The sequence below is a fragment of the Dehalobacter sp. TeCB1 genome, from assembly GCF_001707455.1.
Taxonomy (GTDB): domain Bacteria; phylum Bacillota; class Desulfitobacteriia; order Desulfitobacteriales; family Syntrophobotulaceae; genus Dehalobacter; species Dehalobacter restrictus.
The window spans coordinates 1-16,293 of the sequence record NZ_MCHF01000050.1; the positions used below are offsets into that span (position 1 = coordinate 1).

At 42.6% G+C, this 16,293-nt stretch carries 13 protein-coding genes; 10 read left to right on the top strand and 3 right to left on the bottom strand.

Annotation, left to right across the window (positions count from 1 at the left end; translation table 11 throughout):
• Positions 1 to 148 precede the first annotated feature (148 nt).
• The gene (locus A7D23_RS11285) at positions 149 to 400 is read left to right on the top strand and encodes a heavy metal-binding domain-containing protein (RefSeq protein WP_051008302.1); all 252 of its coding nucleotides are present in this window, start codon (positions 149 to 151) and stop codon (positions 398 to 400) included.
• 294 nt (positions 401 to 694) lie between these two features.
• On the top strand, positions 695 to 1,375 hold the full coding sequence (locus A7D23_RS11290) for an alpha/beta fold hydrolase (RefSeq protein ID WP_019226855.1): 681 nt from the start codon (positions 695 to 697) through the stop codon (positions 1,373 to 1,375).
• Positions 1,376 to 1,388: 13 nt separating this feature from the next.
• Here A7D23_RS11290 and A7D23_RS11295 read toward each other — a convergent pair whose 3' ends face one another.
• Positions 1,389 to 1,841 carry a hypothetical protein gene (locus A7D23_RS11295; protein WP_019226856.1) on the bottom strand — a complete coding sequence of 151 codons (453 nt, stop codon included), beginning with the start codon at positions 1,839 to 1,841 and terminating at the stop codon, positions 1,389 to 1,391.
• A gap of 335 nt (positions 1,842 to 2,176) precedes the next feature.
• On the opposite strand from A7D23_RS11295, the gene A7D23_RS11300 reads away from it, so the two are divergent.
• From A7D23_RS11300 to A7D23_RS11320, 5 genes are all read left to right on the top strand, one after another.
• Positions 2,177 to 2,371 (top strand): hypothetical protein, encoded by a 195-nt coding sequence (locus A7D23_RS11300; protein ID WP_019226858.1) that lies wholly within the window; start codon positions 2,177 to 2,179, stop codon positions 2,369 to 2,371.
• Between the two features lie 6 nt (positions 2,372 to 2,377).
• Positions 2,378 to 3,325 carry a polyprenyl synthetase family protein gene (locus tag A7D23_RS11305; protein ID WP_019226859.1) on the top strand — a complete coding sequence of 316 codons (948 nt, stop codon included), beginning with the start codon at positions 2,378 to 2,380 and terminating at the stop codon, positions 3,323 to 3,325.
• On the top strand, positions 3,315 to 5,669 hold the full coding sequence (locus A7D23_RS11310; RefSeq protein WP_019226860.1) for an ATP-binding protein: 2,355 nt from the start codon (positions 3,315 to 3,317) through the stop codon (positions 5,667 to 5,669). The genes A7D23_RS11305 and A7D23_RS11310 overlap by 11 nt, the downstream gene beginning before the upstream one ends.
• Before the next feature lie 126 nt (positions 5,670 to 5,795).
• Complete coding sequence (locus A7D23_RS11315; protein WP_019226861.1) at positions 5,796 to 7,085, top strand: IS110 family transposase; 1,290 nt, start codon at positions 5,796 to 5,798, stop codon at positions 7,083 to 7,085.
• Positions 7,086 to 7,476: 391 nt separating this feature from the next.
• Complete coding sequence (locus A7D23_RS11320; protein ID WP_019226862.1) at positions 7,477 to 8,127, top strand: response regulator transcription factor; 651 nt, start codon at positions 7,477 to 7,479, stop codon at positions 8,125 to 8,127.
• On the opposite strand, the gene A7D23_RS11325 is transcribed toward A7D23_RS11320, so the two are convergent.
• Positions 8,057 to 9,601, bottom strand: coding sequence for an MBL fold metallo-hydrolase (locus tag A7D23_RS11325; protein WP_019226863.1), 1,545 nt, complete (start codon positions 9,599 to 9,601; stop codon positions 8,057 to 8,059). The two genes, A7D23_RS11320 and A7D23_RS11325, sit on opposite strands and share 71 nt — an antisense overlap.
• Before the next feature lie 238 nt (positions 9,602 to 9,839).
• On the opposite strand from A7D23_RS11325, the gene A7D23_RS11330 reads away from it, so the two are divergent.
• From A7D23_RS11330 to A7D23_RS11340, 3 genes are all read left to right on the top strand, one after another.
• Positions 9,840 to 10,952 (top strand): PEGA domain-containing protein, encoded by a 1,113-nt coding sequence (locus A7D23_RS11330; RefSeq protein WP_019226864.1) that lies wholly within the window; start codon positions 9,840 to 9,842, stop codon positions 10,950 to 10,952.
• Positions 10,953 to 11,136: 184 nt separating this feature from the next.
• The gene (locus tag A7D23_RS11335; RefSeq protein ID WP_242837085.1) at positions 11,137 to 13,077 is read left to right on the top strand and encodes a cell wall-binding repeat-containing protein; all 1,941 of its coding nucleotides are present in this window, start codon (positions 11,137 to 11,139) and stop codon (positions 13,075 to 13,077) included.
• An 81-nt stretch (positions 13,078 to 13,158) separates the two neighbouring features.
• Positions 13,159 to 14,952, top strand: coding sequence for an ABC transporter ATP-binding protein (locus tag A7D23_RS11340; protein WP_025205688.1), 1,794 nt, complete (start codon positions 13,159 to 13,161; stop codon positions 14,950 to 14,952).
• Between the two features lie 208 nt (positions 14,953 to 15,160).
• Here A7D23_RS11340 and A7D23_RS11345 read toward each other — a convergent pair whose 3' ends face one another.
• A complete protein-coding gene (locus A7D23_RS11345; protein WP_019226867.1) occupies positions 15,161 to 16,060 on the bottom strand; it encodes a cysteine synthase family protein in 900 nt (299 codons plus the stop codon).
• Between the last annotated feature and the right edge of the window lie 233 nt (positions 16,061 to 16,293).

The window sequence follows — 16,293 nt, forward strand, 5'->3', positions numbered from 1 at the left end:
TGGTATTATTGGGTTTGTGGTTATTCTCATTATACCAGATTTGGTGGTTTCCTTGTTGTATTTAACCATACTTTCAAAGACTTTCAAGGTTTCAACCTACCCGACAGGGTGGGAAAGTTGAGTTATTAACTTAATGGAGGAAACCAACATGATTTTAACAACGACACCGTCCGTAGAAGGACGCAGGATCACCGAATATTACGGGGTGATTACCGGAGAAGCCATTATGGGAGCCAATATTGTCCGCGATATTTTTGCGAGTATCACCGATGTGATCGGCGGTCGTTCCGGCACCTATGAAGAGAAACTGCAGGAAGCCCGCAATATCGCCTTGCGAGAAATGGAAGACCGGGCGTTCCAGATGGGAGCTAATGCCGTAGTCGGCATCGACCTGGATTAAGAGCCAACGGCAGCATGCTGATGGTCAGCACTTCCGGAACCGCCGTAAGAGTAGAGTAGTTCCCGGAATTCCAAAGATGCCCGCGGGTTTTGAACCGGCGGGTATTTTTCTGCAAGTTTATATAAGATTGAAGAGGAACGATCGCTAAAAAAGAGAAATATAAAAAATAATGGTTACTCTGTATCGCTTCAAGATTACTGTGATGATTTTCTTATAATTTTGGAACATAATAAAGATATCGATATATATCATAAATGTGACAGGTAAAAATAGGGGCAATGATAGGTGAGCTCTATGGATAATAAGAAAACGAAATGCCTAATCATTCATGGGTTTGGTGGCGGGGTACACGAAGTGAAGCCTTTGGCCGAATATTTGACTGCTCTTGGTTATGATGTTGTTTGTCCTATATTAAAAGGCCATTCAACAACCAGACATGAAATGAAAAAATCAACTTACATGGACTGGATAGATTCTGCTGAACGTGAACTTTTAAGATTGAAAGAAATTGGGGAAGAAATTCTGCTGATAGGGTTCTCCATGGGAGGGCTGATTGCATTTAATCTTGCTTGTAAACATGATATTAAGGGTATTGTGACAATCAATACCCCCATCTTTTATTGGAATATATACCAAGTGTTTCGTAATATTGCGGATGATATGAAGAACAAGAAGCCTAACCATATCAAGAGATATTTACAAGCAAAAAAGATCTCACCGTTTTTGTCTATGATCCAATTTTTGTTATTACTACACCAAACAAAGCCAAAATTAAAGGAAATAAATTGTCCAATCCTAATTATTCAGGCTGAAGATGATGATACTGTAAGAAGAAAGAGTGTGGATTATATCAATAAACATGTGTCGTCGGACAAGAAAAAGATTAGGTATTTCCCAAAAGGCGGTCATTTGATCCTTCTAAGTCCGACGGCTGAACAGGTGATGCTATGTATTGAAGATTTTTTGCAAATGTGATTGCAAAATGTTCCTATGATGTGCTTTTCTTATAACCTTTAAATAAATAATAGCGAAACAGTAGTCCTAGCGTAATCCCAAACACAATTGAACCGATCATTTCTGAATAATAATCATTGATCGGTCTAGGCGGAATAAAGTTACGCCCTTCAATAAGCCACATGAAAATGACTTCTAATGTTAACCAGTTTAATAAACTAATGCCAATACTTTTGACTATAAAATAGTCATGATTTAAGAATTTAAGTGCGTAGTAAAAAACAAGAGATAATACACAACCTAATATGATGGAATATATCGCTCCCAGGATAGCATTAGGCCTGTCCAATGTTATCATAAAGCTAGTAAGCTGATATACACTATACTTGGCAAACCCAAAAGTCATGAGGATTCTTGTCACGATTTCATAGGGAATCGTGGATAAAGCTCCCATAAACATAGCTAAAGTTGGTTTATCGTATTTCATCTTTCGTACTACCTCTTTATAAATGTTTGAGATTAGTATTCCCAATATATACATTTTTACAAGTATTTTTTTGCAATTCCTATGATGAGTTTTAGGAGGCCCATGCCCACCGCAGTCGGGGCAGGGCTTTTATTTTTTGAACTGTATGGGATAAAATGTAAAATTCGACAAAACATTCTATTATTCGCTGAAGGAATCTGGCGCTATTTGAAGAATTCTCCTTATAATTGATCAAGCTGAGGGAAATGTACCAGAAATGAATGAGAACTTTGACTAAAGACTACTTTCAGTAAGACAAACGGTAAATTTTTTTATTATGAAAGGGGTTTTTTAAGATGAACTATGAAGGTATTGCTAATTTGGTTCATGAATGTGTCAAAAATCCCAAGAATTTAATGACCAAGGATGACAAGTATGGTAAAAATGCTGTAAAAACCAGTGAGCTCTCTGTCATACAAAATGTTTTTTCCCGATGCGAAGTATCCGGGGGTACTGTGGCAATTGAAGTTGGTATCCTTGAGACGTGGTAATAAGCCATGATCCTTCAGCCCGATCAAGTTATTGATGCCGAAATTGTAAGAATCTTAAGGTCATCCGGACTGTGTTTGGAAATGGGCCGAATAATCCAAGCTTCGCTAAATGCCGACAGCCCAACGGGTGAGTTGTTTAGGTGGGCTCATTTGACCAGTATGTGCTGTGAGTGTATAGGCGGGGATACGGAGACTGCGCTGCCAGGGGCCATAAGTATGGAGTTATTTGCCCTGGCAGCGGATATTTTTGATGATATACAGGACAAGGATCATGATGATTTGCCCTGGCGTCAGATCCCTGAGGCCAATGCCATTAACTTGGCCAATTGTCTTTTAATGCTGAGTTTTGAGGCTATAGCCGCAATACCGGATGATAGGATTTACAGGGAAGTCTGCACAGCGCTGCAGCGTATGGGAACCACGGCCAGTAACGGGCAGTTCCTGGAGTTTCTCTATACTGACAGCCAGCGGGTATCGCTGGAACAATACTTTGATATGGTAAGGCAAAAGTCCGGCAGTATAACTGCTTGTGCTTGTAAAATTGGGGCCATCCTTGGAAATGCCACGGAAACGCTTGCAGAGTCCATGGCCAAGTTTGGTCTCAACTTCGGGATTATGAACCAAATCCGTAACGATCTCAATGATTTTCTGGATTTTGAAAAAAAGAAAGATTTTGTTAGCAATAAGAAAACCCTGCCGTATGTGTATTTATGTCATACACTCAAGGGTGAAACAGCCGGACAGTTTAAGCGTTTAACACAATGTTACACCGGAGAATCACAAGCGTTTAGAGATAAAGAAAAACATCTGTTAAAGCAGATAGCTACCGAAGAAGGGGTTGCCCAGTACTGCTCCGTAATGTTTGAAATTTACCGTCAAAAAGCTCGGGAAATTCTAGAGACCATTCCTGTTCCGGAAAAACAGAAGGAGAAGATGATCAATCTTGTGGGGTAGATTCATTAACCGGCAAATTTATTATATTGCGAGTATCGTCTTTATTGTGTTGGGGCTGGTTTATTTTTCTGCTTGCCTACAGCAACCTTACATTGGGCTAAATTTAGAGAACGTCAATGGTCAATGGCTGATAACATTTTGCGATACCCACGGAGAAGGCTATCGCTCCGGTATTGAGCTGGGGGACCAGATCCTGAAAATTAACGGGGGGGACCCAGGGGAATACGATATAGTTCAAAAATGGAATCTAATGGAAGGCACTTCCTCGATTGAATTTTGTAAGCAGGGTGAACTTTCAGCTCTGGAGATTATAATACCCAAACACTTTGATTTACTCACAGTTATGAGCGAAAGCCCTACGTTTCTTTTAGGGTTCATTTTTTGGCTTTTAGGTTTTTTGACCTGGATTAAACGCCCTTTTCTGCGACAGGCCCGTACTTTATTCTGGCTGCTATGGTTGTTTGGCTTGGTGATTCTTCTTACCTACGCTTCCGGCCGTTGTCTGTTTTTCGCTAAAGAATTGGAGTATATAGCGTTTTCGGCAGCACCTGTATTGTTGATTGCTTTTTTTTCCATTTTTCCTGTTCTCAATAAAAATTGGATCAATACATACAGCTGTAAAATCGCTGTTATTCTATCTGCGATTATTCTTATCCTGACTGTCCTACAGTCTTTGGGGTTAGTCCATCTTGCGAGTTTTATCAGAAAACTGGCATTGTCCAATATGCTTATCGGAATTCTTATTTCGGTATGGAACCTAGTCCAAGTCATGAGGCTACACAAAGACCGGCCGGAAAAAAATGAAGCAGGGATTGTCCTAACCGGAATGGTGATTGGTTTTTCACCGAGCGTAGTATTAATAGCCCTTCCAACAATTTTTAATATGCACAAGCTGGGTTACACTGAGATTAGTACCATCTTTGTTTCTGCCGTGCCAGTCTCTTTATATTATGCGATTGTTAACAAGTATTTGCCGGACAGCCGAAGGTTGTATAAAATAATAATTACCAATTTCCTTACAATAATTTTTATTAGTTTAATTGCCTTGTACGTTCTTTACTTTTGTAAAATTATCAATACTATTAATATCGAATTTTATTTATCTGCGTTTTTCCTATCCCTGCTGTTTTTTGTTTGTCTTTATTTTATTCGGCTAATTATCAGCAAATTATTGGAAAGGCTTAGCTTTTTCCAAACAAATATCGGCTTGAAACAAAGGGTTGCGGAGTTAAACAAAAGCATGACCTCCCTTATCTCTGAAGACCATGTTTTTGAAGAAGCTGTCAAAACGTTAGGAATTGACGGGGTGTTCATCATTGTTGAAAATGAACAGACCGGCTGTTTGAGAAAAGCGGTCGGCCGGTTTAGAAAAAACCGTCAAGAACAGTCCGAATTAGAAGCGTATTTTAGTCGAAACCAAAAACAAGATTTGGAAGCAAGATTTCTTTCGGATGATTGTCCCGCTGAGATTTTTGTGCCGTTTGTTTCCCAAAATTCCACTTGCGGCATTTTCTTTGGGCACCGCTATTCCCATATTAAATTTGAAAAGTCTGAATTACCTTTTCTTACTTTGCTTGCCGGTCAGCTGGCCTACGAAGTGCTGATGCTGCTGATTATCGACAACTTGACCAAGGATATTAATGCCTTGACGCTAACATCCTGGAGCTCGCAAAAAAGAAACCGGGAACTTCAGTGTATTACCAATTCCTTAATCCGAATGATTGAACGAGGCAAAGGAAGTTTGTCCAAAGAAATATTGGATGGCCCGGTACAGAGTGTTCTGGATATCAGCCGCCTGCTGAAAATATTGGAAAAAGAAAATCTCGGTGATGATACGACCCAACAGGTGGTTTCCTGGATCAGAAATCAAATCAATGATCTGAACTATGATCTGAATCAAACGGTTCACAATTTGCGTCCGCCAGTTTTATCGGATTTGGGTTTAATTCCTGCCATACAATCGCTGTTTCAGGATATTATGCTGAAGGAACCAAATTTCATCATACTGGAAACAGAAGGTATTGAGTTAAATGATCATTTTTCAGAAGACGTCGAAATAGCCGCTTACCGCTTTATACAAAAAGCAATAATCAATTCACTGCGTTATTCCGGTTCAAAGAAGCAGACAGTCCGTGTTGAACTAAGTGGAGATAAATTAGAATTAACGGTGAAGGATAATGGACAAGGTTTCGATCCTGATCAACTTGAAAAAGGATCGTTAGGCGGGGCACATTTCGGTTTAGCAATCATGAAAGAACGTATTGAGAGCCTAGGGGGACAAATGCTGATCAGTTCCGGCTTTCAGAGAGGTACAACGCTTAAAGCTACGATTCCGGTATATTAAGATACAATTGAAGCATTCCTGTAATGAATGAAAATGATCTTTGAGAAATAAACAACCCCCTGCTATGATTTTATGTGTGCCTGACAAACGCACAAAAATCACAGAGAATCAGGGGGATGTAAACAGATGAAGAACCGTAACAATCAAAAACTAGAAGCAATAACACCTAAAACACTGATAGTAGGAGTCGACATTGCCAAAGAAACGCAGTGGGCCCGGTTCGTAGATTATCGGGGCATAGAATTGGGTAAAGCCCTGAAATTCCAGAACGATAAAACCGGCTTCGAAACTATCTTAGCAAGCATTGAAGTGATTTGCAAGAACAAAAGACTTGACGACGTAATCGTAGGAATGGAACCCACAGGGCACTACTGGAAGCCGCTGGCTAACTATCTGTTGATGCATGAAGTAAAAGTAGTCATGGTTAATCCCTATCACACCAAAAAGGCCAAAGAGCTGGATGACAACAGCCAGACCAAGAGTGATAAGAAAGACGCTCTAACTATAGCGAAACTTGTGCGTGACGGCAGGTATTACGAAGTATATATGCCTCAGGATATATTCGCGGAACTAAGAGTGTTGGCAAACGCCAGGATCAGCCTGATGAAGCGGCATAACGCTTTAAAAAATACCATAACAGCAGTCATGGATGAATACTTTCCTGAAATGAAACTCGTATTCAAAAGTCCATTAAATGGGAAAGCGTCCATGCAGATATTAAAGACCTGTCCATTCCCTTCGCTGATACTTGAATTGGGAGTTGAGGGAGTACTTGTCGAGATAAAGAAAGTCGTCAAAAAGACAGTAGGCAGGAAGAAGGCTCAGCAACTTGTAGAAGCAGCCCAAAACTCCATAGGCGTGAGTTATGGAACAGCGTCGTCAAAGTTGAAATTAGAGTTGATGATTGAGGAATTGGAATTATTAACAAAGCAGCTCGAACAAGTGGAAAACACAATGGAACTGGCCCTGGCTGCGACAGGAATCGGCGAAATAATTCTCAGCATCCCCGGCATAGGCGTGGTCACCGCAGCAAGTTTTTTAGGCGAGATAGGCGATCCGATGAGATTTAACCATCCGCGTCAGATAAGCAAAATGGCCGGATACAACCTTGTTGAAGACAGCTCTGGCAAGAGTAGAAGCGGAACAGCAATCTCCAAGCGCGGAAGAAAAAACTTAAGGAGTATTTTATACCTGATGGACATGACAATGGTTGCGGTAAACAAAGAAATGAAAGAACTTTACCAATACCTGAAAACGCGTGAAACCAATCCGCTTAAGAAGAAGCAAGCACTTGTTGTTATTTCCAAAAAAGTAATAACAGTAATATACAATCTGGTAAAAAAGCAAACCGAATACAAGGCAGAATTAGTGCTTGGGGAATACAGAAAGAACCAAATTGGCAGTCAAGCTGCTTAAGCCTAAATACGGCTTAAACAGCCCATTACAAGGGTTTTGGTTACGTGCTAGATGTCAAGGGTATATAAACGGCTGCGCCGCCCATGACATCCGACAAGGCAAGTGGCTATGTTACAGCAAAGCAAGAAACATGAAATCACGCCGATAAAGCGGAGATAAGGAGATCACCTCCATTAGGGCATGACCCAGCATTAAAGCTTAAACGCTATCTCCGCTTTTATCCATAAACAGAACGAAGGAATGTAAGGGCATAGACCCAGCGAGTTATGATAGGGTGAGTTTTGGATAGCACTGGCGAAATTCATGTAAAATATTGCGTTTCAAGAAATACTGCGATTGACGGAGTAATTCGTTGATATATTTCAAAAATTGAGATAGTTAGGTGGGTTAAATGAACGTTAAAGTTTTAATTGTTGACAGTCACGGGCCTTTTGCGGAGAATACCAAATTCCTTTTTTCCATGGAGCCGCAAATTGAAACAGTTGGGATTGTAAAAAATGGGGAAGAATGCCTTGATTTTGTCCGTCAATCTCCGCCTGATGTCGTATTGCTGGATATCCATCTGAATGATAGCAACGGAATCTCTTTGATCGAACAAATCCAACGAATTGCGCCCACAGTAAAAATCATTTTGATGACTGAATTTAATCAGGAAGGGTATGTCATTGCAGCAAAGAGTAAAGGGGCCCAGGGGGTAATCATAAAGGATTTGCATATCCGGGAAGTGGTCCAGGCCATTCTAAAGGTCATGGATGGCAGAACGTACTTTTTTCAAAGTCCTTTAGCCTTTCCAAAAATTCAGATAGATATTGATGAAATGCACTTTCCAGTCAAGCCTGTGGAAATTCTTAAAAATATATTAACTCCTGAAGAAAAGGAAATCATGAGATTATTGACCAAGAGGTTGTCCAATAAGGAGATAGCTTCCATTTTAGGCGTGTCGATTCGTGTTCTCAGTGAACGAATCAATATTATCCTCCTGAAATTTGGCGTGAATACCAAGTTAGAGGCTGTTTTAACCTGGCCTTTTGTAGAGCCTTAAGCTCCCCGTTTTCCAGTGCCGATAAGGGTCCATGCCCACAGCAGACAAGGCAGGGCTTTTTATTTTTGTCTTCTAATTCTCCCAGCAGCTTCATGATCTGTCTGCGCATCTCGGTTGCTTTTGGCGAGTCGATGTTCACACTCCGCATCAGGTAAGGTGCCAGGGAATTGAACGCGGCTCTTTCCTCGGAGAAGCCGCTGATATTCACGAGGTTATCTCCGGTAAATGCCAGACCGTATTCTTCGCAGACAAAGATCATCTCACCGTAAAGATGGCCACCGCTGCCTTCGAAAACCTGAAATTTCAGATCCGCAACGGTGAATTTCGCGATAGGGATCAGTTCTTGGTGTTCTTCGGGTGCCGGGGTCGGGGAGTCGGCGTCGAGTACCTCGAACTGCCCGGGATTTGGCGGGGAATAGCCGGAGATGATCCGGCTGAGCTTGCTGTAGCCCCAGCCCAGATCACTGTTTTCACGGTAGTCGGGCATTCCGGCGGCTTGGCATCGTAGACTGTCGGCACTCTTTTGGTTTAAGCCGATACGTATGCCTTCCAGTTTGGAGAGCAGGCCGCAGTGATCGACATCGGCATGGGTGATAAAGACGCGTTTAATCAGCGTATCCCAGGCCGGGAAAAGTACCTTGAATATCTTGAACATTTCTTCGGCATAGATTGCATAGCCGGTATCAACCAAAACAAGTTCTTCAGCTGAAGCAAGCACATAGGTGTTGCTGCCACAGGGCGGCTGAATGCTGTACAGTGTGACCTGTTCGCTAATCTGGACCTGATCGATGTCGGCGCTGAAATGGCTGCCGCGGTACTTGCTGATAAAATACGCAAAACGACGGATATAGCCAAAGACTTTTTTGGGGCTCTCACCGGTTTCCTGCAGCATCTGGAGGATTCGGTTGGATTCAGAGATGAATTCCATGGTTTGCTCTGTGCTTAAGGAAAGGATATGCTGCATTTCATTCGCCAGGCGGATATAGAAAATCGTATTGTCCAAATTCTTTTCAAAATCGTCATATTCGATGATATCAATCTGATAAACTACGCTGATATCATCGAGCAACATTTTAATCATATCCGGATTTTCGATCAGCAGGCCCATTTTGAAATCCTGATAGGGTGTACCGTTGGCACTCGAGTTCAAATACGAAATATTAATATTATAGAGATCCAGGATTTTCAGCACAGGCAGTACGGCACCAGGCTGATCCGGGATTTTGATATTGACCTCAATGACACGTGTTTCAGAAATTTCATTTTTCAAGTAGCCGACTGTTTCAAGTTCTTTGGCGATCTTTTGATGGTTTTCTGCTGTTGCCTCAACATCCAGAAAAAGCATGTGAAGATCGACCGCTTTATTGTAGCTCACGCGGACAATATTGCCACAGTATTTGGCAATGATTTTGGAAGCGAGCAGGAAAGCTCCTGTCTTATCAGGCATGCGGGTAACATAAGATTTTCTGTTCATAACTACCTCAAATCAAATAATTGGTTGTATTTATTATAAAGTTCTGCTCGTTAATTTTCCACAGCATCATACAGTCAACCTATTTTAGAAGCCGAAAAGTTTATATTTACATAATGAAAAATAATACGTATTATCATATTGTAAGATAATTCACAAATGATTTTGTCTTAAGCCATATGTTTTTTCTGAGAAATGGACAGGTACATATTTTTAAGAACGACAGGGGAAAGCTGCGAATATGAAATTAAACGTTACACGACAGTCCCAGATAGCCATCGTTGGCATACTTTTGCTGGCAGTTGTTCTAATGGCCGGAAAATTATTCATCCCAGTTAATATCATTAAATTTCATACTCCGAATCACTTATTCAGTCAGGACACTATTTTCTATTTCCGTGATTATTTAGAAAAGATAGGGGCTATTGTGACTTTGGATGAGAAAGCCCAAGAAATTACGGTTCAAACAGGCTTGGATAGCTATTATCTTGACATCAAGACCGATTCGACGACGCAGGGAATCCCAATCTATGTCAATAACACGTACATTGGCAAAACACCGGTTAAGAAAAGGCTTTCAGCAGGAAAATATGTGGTTGTGGCGAAAAACCCCGGACATGTGAGCTCAATACGCTATTTAACACTTCGGCCAGAAACTGCTTCGATTAAACAGATCATATTGCCGGTGGACCAAAAAAACTATGAAGGATTTCTAGATGAAATTATCTTACTTGGCTACAAACCTATAAGGGTTATGGATTACTATAACCATGTTCCGATTACCAAGAAAACTATTGTTTTAAGGCATGATGTGGATGTATCCGCTGAGGATGCCTTAGCTATGGCAAAGATTGAACATCTCAGAGGAGTCAAAAGTACCTATTATTTTCGTTGGGGCACCGCTGATCCTGAAGTTCTCAAAGAAGTAAGGGCGCTAGGACATGAAGTTGGGCTGCATTACGAGACTTTGGCGGATTATTCCCTGCAATATCATCTCAAATCTGCGCAGGATATAACGCCGGCTGTCAAACAAGAGTTGCAAAGACGATTAAAGTCGGAAATTGCTCATTTCCGACAGCAATTTGGAAAAGTATATACCATTGCTTCCCACGGGGCAGAAGAGAATATTAGGCTTGGCGTTACGAATTATCAGGCAATTATGGCCGGGGAAGATCCGCACAATTATGGTATTATCGGTACTGCCTATGGACCCATAATCCAACACTTCACTTATATGAGCGATTCAGGCGGTATCTGGGAACCATTTCCTTACCCAAAACTCGAAGAAAGCAGCGCCGGCCCGTTTTATATCTTGATTCATCCCATCCATTGGGCTTCCGGTTTAAGCCGATAACCTTTTGAGCCTCACAGGTATGCTCGCAAAATTTCTTTGCATATTTTCTGCTTAAAAAAAGAATTATGATCGTTATTTTTCGGTAAATAATGGTATGATATAATATAACGGTAGAATCACTTTCATATAGAGGATTATGTAAGGATATAATCAGCTGTAAGGTGAAAGGAGATAAAAAGTGAAAATGTACGCAAAGCGATGCATTTTTGTATCGTTGACTTTAATCTTATGTCTGGGCGCATTTGTCCCTGATGCTTTGGCATTATCCGCGATCTCTACGCATCGGATTTCTGGGGATACACGATATACCACTGCCGCTAATATTGCCAAAGAAGGTTGGTCCGGAGGTTCACAGTGGGCGATTATCGCCTGCGGAAGTAACTTTCCCGATGCCTTGGCCTCAACCCCTCTGGCGGCCAAGTATAATGCTCCGATCTTACTGACGGAAAAAGACAGTCTAACAGCAGTTACGAAGTCCACGCTGACTGCGCTCGGCACAAAGAATGTCTATATTGTCGGTGGAACAGCTGTCGTTTCTACGGCTGTTGAAGCCCAGCTGAAGTCGATGGGAATCTTAGTTACCCGACTGTCCGGAAGCGACAGATATTATACCTCGGTTGAGATAGCTAAGCGTATCGGTAATACATCCGGAATGCTTGTCGTCGCTCCCGGGGGTGATTATCCGAATGCGCTTTCGGTTTCATCCTACGCCGGCAAAAAACAAATTCCAATGATCCTGGTGGACAAGAGTACGGTCAGTGAAAGTCTGAAACAATATGTAGCAAACAACAGTATTCAGCAAACCTATGTGATCGGTAATACTGCTGAGATCAATGATTCAGTCGTCAACGCGCTTCCAAGCCCGACACGCATTCAAGGCACCGATCGCTACGCAACAAATCTAGCGGTTTTGAAAGCTTTTGAGTCCGAATATGCCTTTGACAATACATTTTTAGCAACCGGTAATAATTTTGCCGATGCCTTGGCAGGCTCATCCTATGCCGCCAAATTGAGCTCACCGATCATCTTGACCGGAAAAACATCGGACAGCCGCATTAATAATTACTTATCAGCCCTAAGCTCCAGTATTACACAGCTGAATATACTTGGTGGGGAAGCTGCAATTTCATCATCCCTGGTCAACAGTTACCTTGGGATTGAAACGGGAGGGACCTTAACCGCCAAAGAGATCTTTGCCAAGGTCAGCCCTTCTATCGTTTACATTGAGACCTATGATAGCAGCGGGAATGCTTTGGGGAGCGGCAGCGGGTTTATTGTTGATTCCAGCGGCAAAGTCGCGACGAACTATCATGTCATTAAAGGTTCGTACAGCGCGAAAGTAAAAACAGCTGCAGGAATAACCTATGATGTCCAAAAGGTCTTAAGCTATAACGAAACAACCGATCTGGCCATACTTAAAATTAGTGCGACAGGATTGACTGCTGTCTCCCTCGGTGATTCCAGCCTGATTGAAACAGGGGATAATATCTATGCGATCGGCAACCCGTTTGGATTGGAGGATACTATATCTAACGGTTTAATCAGCACAAAATCCAGAGATATTAACGGAACGACATATATTCAGATTTCTGCTCCGATCAGTTCCGGTTCAAGCGGCGGGGCGCTGGTGGATGATCAGGGGAAAGTTATTGGTATCACTGCTGCTGTGTATTATGGCGGCCAGAACTTAAACTTTGCAGTTCCGATTAACCTGTTAAGACCAATGCTCTCGGAGAATATTAATAAAACGCTGCCGGAAATTCTCCCGGCCATTTACAGTGTCTTTTCCAATATGGCTTCTTATATTCAGGATGCCTACGGCACAAACGTGATTGCAGGCCAAACAATAAAATATGCCGTTACCGTGACTACCTATCAGGGTAATACCGATACTTCCCATGATGGAAGTGCATTTATCGTATTTACGGTTACCCCTGAGACAGATTCTGCTGAATCCGACGTGCTGGATAATCATTTCAATGCTTATCTTGTGTGGCTGGAGGCTATGCTGAATGACCTTCAAACAAGGTATGGCTCGAATGCGTTCAGCGGTGGAATGTACTACGGAGACTCATTCTATATGTCATTTGATAATTGGGACGGGTATACGCAATACTGGTATTAGGAGATTTGTTAAGGACTTTTCAATCCTGCCAAGTCGTGCTAATCTACCCATAGAGAATTAATCGGAAGGGTGGGTGGTAACATGGGTCTTGGCAGGGTTCGTTTTATAGATGATTCAGTGGAGATGCCGAATATTACAGGCAAAATGCTGGCCAGAATCTTCCGGTACTTTATTCCGTACTGGAAACAAACCGTTGTGATCATCCTGTCCCTGGTCATTTCAGCGCTGCTTGGACTCGTACCGCCTTTAGCGACCCGGAGTATTTTAGATGAGGCTCTGCCTCAGCATGATATGAAGTACCTGACGATTCTGATGGTGGTGGCCATCGGGGCAGTTGTCTTAAGCGGTTTGTTGATGGTTGGACAGAATTATCTCAAAACCCTGATTGCTCGCAATATTATCTATAAGATGAAAAACCAGATGTTTGACCATATCCAGCATATGTCCCTGCGTTTTTTCTCGACGGTCAAACCGGGTGAAATCATCACGCGGATGAACAGCGATATCAATGGCGTCCAGGAAATGCTGAACAGCACGATCATCAATACGCTTAATAGTACCCTGACGCTTGTCGCCACGGCTGCAGCACTGATCTCGATGAACTGGAAGCTGGCGATGGTCGGCATCGTGATCATTCCGCTTTTTGTCATACCGACGCGCAAGGTCGGCAAAGTCAGATGGAAGATTGTATCCCAGACCCAGACCAAGGTCGATGAAGTGAACCAGATCTTACAGGAGACGTTCAGCATCAGCGGTTCGATCTTGATGAAAATTTTTACAAAAGAACAAGCGGATTATACGAAATTCGAAAAAGTCAATCGGGAAGAATCCCGTCTGCGGATGAAAGAGTCTTTAGCCGGGCAATGGTTTACGATGACCATCAGCATTTTTACCTTTATCGGGCCGATGTTCATCTATTTTTTTGGCGGCTACCTCTATATGCAGGGTGAAATCACCGTCGGGGAAATTGTGGCTTTTGTAGCGCTGTTGGCCAGGCTTTATACCCCTGCAGCCCAGCTGTCAAATATCCATATCAGCGTTGTCCGTTCGTTCGCTTTGTTTCAGCGGATCTTTGACTATTTTGATCAGCCGATCGAGATTGTGGACCGTGACAAAGCGAAAACAATCGTCTCGGCTGTCGGTCAAGTTGACTTTGAACACGTTTCTTTTTCGTATGACCGTAAAATACCCGTTCTTCGGGATATCAACTTTTCCGTTGCGTCCGGAACCATGGTCGCGCTGGTCGGTCCGAGCGGGGCAGGGAAGACAACCATTACCAATCTGATCCCAAGACTGTACGATGTTGTGAACGGCTGTGTCAAAATTGACGGAGAAGATATCAGGGACCTAACACTTCAGTCACTGCGCAGACAAATTGGCATTGTGATGCAGGAGCCTTATTTATTTAATGATACAATTGAAGAAAATCTAAAATACGCCCGGGAAGATGCCACGGTAGATGAAATGATAGAAGCCTGCAGAGCGGCTTATATCCATGATTTTATCATGACGCTGCCGGACAAATACCAAACAGTGGTTGGGAACAGAGGCATCAAGCTGTCAGGAGGGGAGAAGCAGCGGATCTCGATCGCCCGCGTCATCTTAAAAACCCCCCGGATCATTATCTTTGATGAAGCAACTTCTTCCCTGGATTCGGTGTCGGAGCTGTACATTCAAAAAGCAATGGTTCCGCTGCTGAAAGGGAAGACAAGTTTTATTATTGCCCACAGGCTTTCCACGGTACTGGCGGCCGACCAGATCCTTGTCGTGGAAAAAGGACGGATCGCAGAAGTAGGAAAACATGCGGACTTATTGTTACGGGACGGGATCTATAAAAAACTGTATGACACGCAGTTCAAGAACCAGACAATATAATATCGGTATTACCCCATAATACTACGTGGCAAGGGATAATACCGTAAAAGATGATCATTTTATTTCATTAATCCAAGAAATTGTACACGTATACAATTTTTTAAATTTAGAAATTTTGTCGTATCGAAGATTCACAACTGATCGCTTGACAATATATTGATACACTTAGGCATGTGCTGTGTTGGTTCAAACATCCTATATCTGCTGCTTATTCAGCTAAATTAAATAGATTCGTACTCAGATATTTTTCCCCGCGATCGGCAAACAGGACCACGATCAATCCTTCCTCAATATCTTTGATGCATTCCAAAGCTGCAATCATTGCGGCTCCGCTGCTCATCCCGACAAAGATGCCTTCCTGGAGAACGATGGCTCTGGCCATGGCAAAAGCGGCCTCAGATTCAATCATGACTGTCCGGTCTATCTTGCTGGGATCATAGATTTCCGGTACAATAGCCTCTTCCATGTTTTTAAGACCCTGAATATAATGGCCCTTTTCAGGGTGGGCTTCAATAATTTGAACCGCAGGATTCTTGTCCTTAAGACCCATGCCAACACCCATGAGCGTCCCTGAGGTACCAAGTGCGGAAACGTAGTGAGTGACTTTTCCGTGGGTCTCCTCCCATATTTCATGCGCAGTCGTATAATAATGGGCGAGCTTATTGTACTCGTTTGAGAATTGGTTTGGCATAAAATATTTCTCTGGATACATCCTGCAGAGCTCGTGTGCTTTGCGGATCGCTCCGTCAGTTCCCTCGGATGGGTCGGTCAGGATTGTCCTGGCACCAAAAGCTTCAATCATTTTGCGGCGCTCCAGAGATACGGCTTCGCTCATCACGATTTCTACCTTATATCCTTTGACGGCACCGATCATGGCGAGGCCAATCCCTGTGTTTCCGGAAGTCGGTTCAATAATGGTCTTGCCGGGGACAAGCGAGCCACACGCTTCGGCTTGCTCGATCATTTTTAAGGCAATGCGGTCTTTGATGCTTCCAGTCGGATTAAAGCCCTCCAGTTTTGCATACAGCGCAACGTGCGGCTTCGGATTTAATCTGTTAATCCGGACCAGCGGAGTATGGCCAATGGTCTCAAGAATATTATCGTACACAGGCGTCATCCTTTCTAAACAATCAATACTATGAATACTATACACTATCTTTGTTGGCAGGGAAATCCTGCTAACCTTTGTTTTTTGCGATGCTTAACATTTAAAAGGTGAGCGGTCAAAGTAAATGCAACCTTTGACAGAGTAAATATAGTGGGGTTTCATTGAGTCTGTCAAAATACTGGGAATAACAGGTATAGTACCTGTTAAAAATAGCCGATTCAGATTATATGGAG

What these genes read in the sequence shown, in the direction of transcription:
- A7D23_RS11315 (WP_019226861.1), top strand. Translation starts at nt 5,796, where the DNA reads ATGAAGAACCGTAACAATCAAAAACTAGAAGCAATAACACCTAAAACA.
- A7D23_RS11335 (WP_242837085.1), top strand. Translation starts at nt 11,137, where the DNA reads ATGTACGCAAAGCGATGCATTTTTGTATCGTTGACTTTAATCTTATGT.
- A7D23_RS11325 (WP_019226863.1), bottom strand. Translation starts at nt 9,601, where the DNA reads ATGAACAGAAAATCTTATGTTACCCGCATGCCTGATAAGACAGGAGCT.
- A7D23_RS11340 (WP_025205688.1), top strand. Translation starts at nt 13,159, where the DNA reads ATGGGTCTTGGCAGGGTTCGTTTTATAGATGATTCAGTGGAGATGCCG.
- A7D23_RS11290 (WP_019226855.1), top strand. Translation starts at nt 695, where the DNA reads ATGGATAATAAGAAAACGAAATGCCTAATCATTCATGGGTTTGGTGGC.
- A7D23_RS11295 (WP_019226856.1), bottom strand. Translation starts at nt 1,841, where the DNA reads ATGAAATACGATAAACCAACTTTAGCTATGTTTATGGGAGCTTTATCC.
- A7D23_RS11305 (WP_019226859.1), top strand. Translation starts at nt 2,378, where the DNA reads ATGATCCTTCAGCCCGATCAAGTTATTGATGCCGAAATTGTAAGAATC.
- A7D23_RS11330 (WP_019226864.1), top strand. Translation starts at nt 9,840, where the DNA reads ATGAAATTAAACGTTACACGACAGTCCCAGATAGCCATCGTTGGCATA.
- A7D23_RS11320 (WP_019226862.1), top strand. Translation starts at nt 7,477, where the DNA reads ATGAACGTTAAAGTTTTAATTGTTGACAGTCACGGGCCTTTTGCGGAG.
- A7D23_RS11285 (WP_051008302.1), top strand. Translation starts at nt 149, where the DNA reads ATGATTTTAACAACGACACCGTCCGTAGAAGGACGCAGGATCACCGAA.
- A7D23_RS11300 (WP_019226858.1), top strand. Translation starts at nt 2,177, where the DNA reads ATGAACTATGAAGGTATTGCTAATTTGGTTCATGAATGTGTCAAAAAT.